Origin of the sequence: Salinivibrio proteolyticus (genome assembly GCF_001996165.1) — a bacterium.
Taxonomy (GTDB): Bacteria; Pseudomonadota; Gammaproteobacteria; order Enterobacterales; family Vibrionaceae; genus Salinivibrio; species Salinivibrio proteolyticus.
In genome coordinates this window covers 1-1,099 of sequence record NZ_MUFP01000050.1, presented here as the reverse complement: position 1 = coordinate 1,099, position 1,099 = coordinate 1, and the positions used below count along the sequence as shown (strand labels likewise).

Here is a 1,099-nt window from a genome sequence, read left to right as displayed (position 1 = left end):
AACTCAAAGAAATTATTAAAGGCTATTGATATGCTTTTTATTTATGGTGCGCTATCAGTTGGTGGTATAGAAACGTTTTTCGTAAGAATGGCAAAAGAGCGATTTAAGAATAACTTACCTACTTCTATTCTATTACTATCTCAGCCAGAAAAAAGCAATAAAGAGTTGCTTATGGAAATGAAAAAGTACGCAAATGTATTTTTTGCTGAAGACGTTTTTCATGGCCCATCGCTATTGTGCCGTCGCTTTCCGCTTCTTTTTCCATTAAAGCATAAAACAGCCTTAGAAAAATTAAAAGATGTTGACCAAATCCACGTTTACCACGGTATGCATGCCATGCTTGGCTATCGAATAGCTAAAGCGCAAGATAGAAACACTCCCATCACCATTGGTTTTTATCATTACATAAAGTACTTATGGGGTGGTGATAAAATTGCTTGGCATGAAAAATTAAATAGAGAATTTATTTTTAGCTATCTTCCGGATGAGTCATTACTTTTCTTTTCTGAAGGCACTCGTGAACTTTACATTAAGCATAAAAAGAAAACGTTTGATAAGTCTAATACATTCAGGTTAGGTGTCATAGATAAAAAACAAATAGAACTTACAGGTGGTTTGACAAAGCTAATTAAAATTGCAGCTGTTGGGCGGTTGGTTGAATTTAAAACCTATAATTTTTATATGATAGAAGTCATTGATAGGTTGATTACAAAAGGTATTGATGTTCAATTTGATATATATGGCGACGGTCCATTAAAAAAGGAAATGCAAGAAAAAATCAATCAAGAAAATTTACAGGATAAGATAGTCTTAAAAGGCACCTTAGACTATTCAAAATTTGATGAAACAATAAGCAATTATGACTTGTTTATTGGTAGTGGTACAGCAATTATTCAGGCTTCATCCCTAGGGGTTCCTTGCATTACAGGTGTAGAGAATATGATGGAACCCAAAACTTACGGTTATTTCTGTGACGTATGGCAGTATGAATATAACTTAAAAGGGTTAGAGTTACCGCTTTTCAATGTTGAAGATATTATATATGATTTTGTGAATATAACAGAAAAAGATAGAAAAAAATTAAAAGATAATCATGTTA

1 protein-coding gene is annotated in these 1,099 nt (G+C 32.6%); it reads left to right on the top strand.

The genetic code is table 11. The features are described from left to right. A partial coding sequence (locus tag BZJ19_RS16925; protein WP_201249213.1) for a glycosyltransferase occupies window positions 1-1,099 on the top strand: 1,099 nt, incomplete at both ends.